This window comes from Alistipes sp. CAG:29, from assembly GCF_000435435.1.
In the GTDB taxonomy this organism is placed as follows: domain Bacteria; phylum Bacteroidota; class Bacteroidia; order Bacteroidales; family Rikenellaceae; genus Alistipes; species Alistipes onderdonkii.
Genome location: NZ_FR893422.1, coordinates 1 through 5,440, shown reverse-complemented (window position 1 = coordinate 5,440; position 5,440 = coordinate 1). Strand labels below are relative to the sequence as shown.

The following is a 5,440-nucleotide window of genomic DNA, read 5'->3' as shown; positions in this document are numbered from 1 at the left end:
TCGTACTCGCCGCCCTTATAGTAAGGTTCCAGCACGTTCAGGAAATTTTCGAGGTCGAAATCCTTCTCGCGCACGCGCTTCTGCTCCAGAAGCCGCCGGTAGTCGGTTTCGACGAACTCGTAAAAGGTATCGAACGAGGGGACGATGGAGCGGTCGGCGCGGAGCTTCGAGAGGTAGAGGTTCACGGCGTTCGAGAGCGCTACCTCCTCCGAGCGTGTCGGCTCCTCGGATTCCCGTTTCCAAAGGGTCAGCAGCAGCGTCTTGAGCGACTCGCGCTTTTCCACGTCGTACACCCCGTCTTCGACATAAAAGGGATTGAAGGCGATGGGCGCCTCCTCGGTGTAGGTGAAATACACCCCGTCGCGGCCTTTAGTCTTGGCGTGAATCAGCGAGCAGAGCCCTTGGTAGGAGTTGCCCGTATCGACCAGCAGGATATGCGCTCCTTGCTCCCAGTACTGACGAACCAGATGGTTCGTCAGATAACTCTTGCCCGAGCCCGACGGCCCGAGGATAAATTTATTCCGATTCGTAATGACGCCGCGCTTCATCGGAAGGTCCGAGATGTCCAGATGGAGGGGTATGCCCGACAGGCGGTCGGACATCTTGATTCCGAAGGGCGAGAGCGACGAGCGGTAGTTGGTCTCCTCGTTGAAAAGGCAGAGCGCCTGATCGAGGAAGGTGTAGAAACTCTCTTCGGCAGGGAAGTCGGCCTCGTTGCCGGGAATCGCGGCCCAGAACAGCACCGGCATGTCCACCGTGTTGTGATGCGGCGTGCATCCCATCAGCGCGAGCTGCGAGCCCACGTCGTTGCGGATGCGCTTCAACTCCGCTTCGCTCTCGGCCCACGCCATGACGTTGCAGTGACAGCGTACGGAGCGCAACCCCTGCGAATGCGCCTCATTGAGATACATTTCGATCCACTCCCGGTTGATGGCGTTCGAGCGCGAATAGGCCGCCAGCGAGTTCATGTTCCGGGCCGAGGCTTCGAGACGCTTGAGCGTTTCGTCGTGGTCGTCGAGGAAGATCACCTGATTGTAGACATGGTTGCAGGAGAGCAGCAGCCCCACGGGCGCCGCGAAGGAAAGCCGGCAGTCCGAGCGGTCGGTCGAGAGGCGCTCGTAGCGGAAATCCGTCGCCACGCTCTGCGGCAGCATGTCCAGATCGGAGAGCGTGTGCATCGAGAGGTACTTGTCCCCGATGCGCATCACACCCGGGTCGAGACGGATATCCTCGTTTACGACCGGAAGCCGTTCGTCCGAGAGGGCGAAGTAACGGGCCAGCAGCCCCGCATCATCCGCCGTGCCGACGATCTCGGCTTCCGTAAGCCGCTCGACGCGCACGAGGCCCGAATCGTTCAGAATGCGTTCCATCTGCTCCGCAGCTTCCAGAAAGCGCGTCACGGCATCCGTGTCGCGCATCTCCCGCGGGACGATGAAGCCCCGGCACAGCACGGACGAGGCACTGGTCTGTCGCATCCGCTCGGGCGTGGTCTTCGTAACGAACAGGTAGCACGTGTGGCGCAGGTAGGGCCGCTCGTTGAAATGACGCTCGTAGGAACGCGCGAGAAAGCTCCGCTCGGAGCCGTCGTTCAGAGTCTCGTATCGCTCCTCGATGAAGAAGTCCTGTTTGTGGACGACGGTGTAGTCCGGCAGCACCTTCAGGGCTTTGAGCCATGCACCGTGCAGCGCTTCGTACTCCTCGCCCGTGAGGGTGAAGAGTTCGGGCAGCAAGACGCGGTAGGCCGCGGTGATGTCGGCGAACTTGGAGATGATGCAGTTGTTCTCGACCCGCAGCAAGGGGAATTTCGATTCCAAGGTCGAGGTTTTCAAGGTTCCGCGCATAAACTTATGATTTTATGGTTCGACGAAAGCGCAACAGCCGCCCGACGGCCCGGCGGTGGACGATGCGCCGCGGATACCGGCGCGAGGCCATGAGTTTTTGAAGTCCGTAGGGGCCGAAGCGGCGGCTCAGGTAGAAGGTGCCGCCCGTGACGGCAAGGCCGGCCGTGAGGGCGAAGAGGATGCAGAAGCCCTGCGGGACGCCGCTCATGTACATTCCGGCGAAGCAGACGAAGACGCCCAGAAGCCCTGCGACGAACAGCACGAGGTACTGCGCTGTGAGCCGTAGGCTAAGAACCCGGTGCCTTGCCGTATTTCTACGGTAGGTTTCCAAGAACTCGCCTCCGAACCGTGCTTGCACCTCTCGGCGCACACGGCTCTCCACTAACATATTCAGTCTATTATCCCGTGATGTATCTTGTTGTGACAGGGAATACATACAGCTAACGTCTTTCTCTGACGTCCAATCATTTGGATTTTCCATGGCTCTTTGCCTTTTAAGTCTTTGAGTCTTTTGACGTGGTGTATTTCAATGTTTTCCGTTGCGCCACACAATTCACACTTACCCGCTTTTAACCTTTGTATAAGGCTTGATACAGTGGTATTGAAAATCGTGTTGGCTACATAATCACAACTCGCGTCCATCGCGGTTGTTTTACGCTTAAAGCTCCCGTTGAAGAATACCCGCATCTTCTTTCCTCCTTTCTTGTCCTCATAGAAAACCGCAAAATCTTTGTGATGTCGATACTTTGCGATAATCTTTCGGGCTGTCGTACTGTACTTTCGTGCAAAAGTCTTATACAGACTGTATTGCATGATGTACTTGAAAGAATTCAGGTGTGAACTGTTATTTGCGATAGAAAAATAGTTTGCAAAACCTCGGATTTCTCTGTTATAAGCATCCAGTATTTCGAGGTCGTCCAGATGTAGCAACTTTGTCCGGCTTGTGGGTTTCCATTTCGCTTTACCCTCGAATTGATGAATTTCCATCGCCTCGTAGTAGAGAAGTTTATCCCGCATTGTGGACATTGGCACTTCCAACACTACCTTTTTGCCGTAAGCCTTAATAAGTACTCCCGATTTCTCACCTCTTAACGTCTTATCCGTGAATGGTCGGACATAGATTTCATAGCCGAGGAATTTTGCCTTTCTATTGCCGTGCGTGATCAAGGTCTTTTCTTCGGAGAGCGTCAATTTCAGTTTCTTGTCGAGGAAATTCTTAATATCCTCTTTGATGGCCTCACAGTCCGATTTACTGCCAATCACTCCGATAATAAAATCATCGGCATACCTCACATACTTAATCCGTCTATATCCCTTGTCCATTTCATCGACAGAGGGTAAGTGCATCCTGTTTTTCTGATGTTGCTTAATCGCGTCAATCAGTTCCTTCCGAGTATCTTTATCCTCGGTTTGCTTCAGTTTTGTGCCGAGCCACCAAATTTTCCTGGAATACCGTTTGTACTCAAGGTTCATTGCCCGTCTGTCGCCTCTATCGAATTGACAGGCATACTCTTTCATGTACTTATCCAGCTTGTCGAGATAGATATTAGCCAGTATCGGGCTAATGATGCCACCTTGCGGTGTTCCGCTGTATGTTCTATGAAATGTCCAATCTTCGATGTAGCCAGCTTTCAAAAATTTCCACATTAGCCGGAAAAAGCGGTCGTCTGCGATACGTTCTTTCAAGATTCCGATAAGTACATCATGGTTGATGTTATCGAAGAATCCCTCAATGTCGCCCTCGATAAACCACTTGGCCGCAGTAAAATTCTTCTGCACCTGTATCAGTGCGGTGTGGCAGCTGCGTTTGGGTCGGAAGCCGTGCGAGGTGTTCTCAAAACTACCTTCATAAATTGCTTCCAACAGCATTCGCAATACCTCCTGCACTAATTTGTCGTCGATAGACGGTATGCCGAGAGGTCGCATGTTCCCGTTTTTCTTCGGGATGTACGTCCTTCTTGCCGGTTTTGGTTGGTACGACTCATCTTTGAGCGCATCAATCAAATTTTCAATCCGTTTCAGGCTCATTCCGTCGATAGTTTTACCGTCGGAACCTTCCGTCATATTTCCCTGCCTACCTTGTATATTATGGTAGGCGAGGAGAAACATTTCCGAATTGAATAGAACCCTGTAGAGCCGTTCAAACTTGTAGCTCGAAACTTTGCTGTGCTCTGACAGACTGTTTAATACTCTCTCTGGATTTCTCATAATGTCTCACACATTATCCGTTAATTTGTATTAAAAATGTTAGCTGCCACCCTTCGCCATGTACGAGGCTTTCCCTCGCTCGGACTACTACGGTGGCTCCGTTGCCATACCAGATTTTCATAGGTCTGAAACCTAATAGCCTTTCGGCATGCCGGGTTAGGCAAGACACGTTTAATTCTTCGGCAACATAGCTTTGATAGATTGTCGGATACGACTTTCGCCCGTTTCTGCTTATCGCAGTTGTGCTGTAACCTGTTCTGCACCCAACCCTCCAAGGTCGAATCGAGTGTGTTACAGTATGGCGTCTGTAGTTACCTTCCGCCACAGTTTCGAGTTGTGCCACTTGGACTATCGTTCAATCAATCCAGACTTTATCCTCGTATCTATCTTTCATCTCCTGATTCAGTCGCATACTTGGTAACTGTATGACTTATCAGTTTATCGGCAGGCTATACTCCCCGTCCGGTTTCCCTTTCGGATAAGCCGATCGATGATAGGCTATCGAACACTTGCCTAACGTCTTGCTATCGACGCATTTGCCAAAGAACCATTACGTGCGCGCCCTGAAACTCGACTTGACGGCCGACTCCCTTGTTCACTTGGTATTCCGCCATCGTTTAGAGGAAGAACGAACGTAAGACCGTACCGACGATCACCAGAAAGACGCATGAGAGAAACAGCGCCGTGGCGGATTTCGAAGCGTCCGGGTCACCCGACGAGAATTTCGAGTAGACGCGCACGCCGCCGACCAGTCCGAGGATTGCCGCGACGGCGAAGATCAGTTTCGTGAGCGGGTCGAAATAGGACGTTACCATGTTCGTGGCCTCGCTGATGCCGGCCATGCCGTTGCCCTGTGCAAAGCAGGCGAGTGCGGAGCACAGGGAGAAAATCATGAAAATTGCTCTTTTTTTCATCGTTCAAGTAGTTTGGTTAAGGGTGTGAAAAAGGCCGCAGCCTGCTTTGGGAGCATTCTGCGACCGGATACATCGTATTTCCTGCTGCGGAAAAGGCGTCAGCCGTATTCGTTATTCCATTTCATGTCGTAGGTCGTTTTTAATTAAGCATAGGCCCGGATGTCGAAGTTGGCGATGGCCTGCCGTTCCTCGGCCGTGGCATCGCCCATGACGGCGCTCTCTCCGAAGTCCAGCTCTCCGAGCATCGCATGAACCTCCGCGTCACGGAGTTCTGCTCTGGCGGGGAGAGCCGGAAGCGGGAATCGGGCGCCGGCGGGCGCTTCGGGCTCCGAGAGTTCGCCGTCTTCGCCGATCGAGGCCCGCACGACAAGGGTGTTCCACCCCTGCATCGCGGACTTCTCTTCCGAAGCCGGGGCAAATATAGCGTCTCCGCCTGCCGGGGCGGTGCCGATGTCCGCTCCAGTCCGCTCCAGTCCG

Annotated in this window: 4 protein-coding genes and 1 pseudogene; all 5 read right to left on the bottom strand. The window is 53.2% G+C overall.

The genetic code is table 11. From position 1 onward, the window contains the following. Positions 1-1,841: TraG family conjugative transposon ATPase (locus QVP03_RS03160; RefSeq protein ID WP_288210619.1), on the bottom strand; the 1,841-nt coding region annotated here is incomplete at its 3' end. Between the two features lie 4 nt (positions 1,842-1,845). After that, on the bottom strand, positions 1,846-2,229 hold the full coding sequence (locus QVP03_RS03155; protein WP_256166586.1) for a DUF4133 domain-containing protein: 384 nt from the start codon (positions 2,227-2,229) through the stop codon (positions 1,846-1,848). A 2-nt stretch (positions 2,230-2,231) separates the two neighbouring features. Further along, positions 2,232-4,049, bottom strand: a complete 1,818-nt coding sequence (locus QVP03_RS03150; protein WP_256166587.1) for a reverse transcriptase domain-containing protein — start codon at positions 4,047-4,049, stop codon at positions 2,232-2,234. 617 nt (positions 4,050-4,666) lie between these two features. Next, positions 4,667-4,963: a DUF4134 domain-containing protein gene (locus QVP03_RS03145; protein ID WP_014774763.1), complete on the bottom strand. Its 297-nt coding sequence runs from the start codon at positions 4,961-4,963 to the stop codon at positions 4,667-4,669. A gap of 143 nt (positions 4,964-5,106) precedes the next feature. Next, positions 5,107-5,440 (bottom strand): annotated as a pseudogene (locus tag QVP03_RS03140) (hypothetical protein); the annotation flags it as partial.

What these genes read in the sequence shown, in the direction of transcription:
- QVP03_RS03150 (WP_256166587.1), bottom strand. Translation starts at nt 4,049, where the DNA reads ATGAGAAATCCAGAGAGAGTATTAAACAGTCTGTCAGAGCACAGCAAA.
- QVP03_RS03145 (WP_014774763.1), bottom strand. Translation starts at nt 4,963, where the DNA reads ATGAAAAAAAGAGCAATTTTCATGATTTTCTCCCTGTGCTCCGCACTC.
- QVP03_RS03155 (WP_256166586.1), bottom strand. Translation starts at nt 2,229, where the DNA reads ATGTTAGTGGAGAGCCGTGTGCGCCGAGAGGTGCAAGCACGGTTCGGA.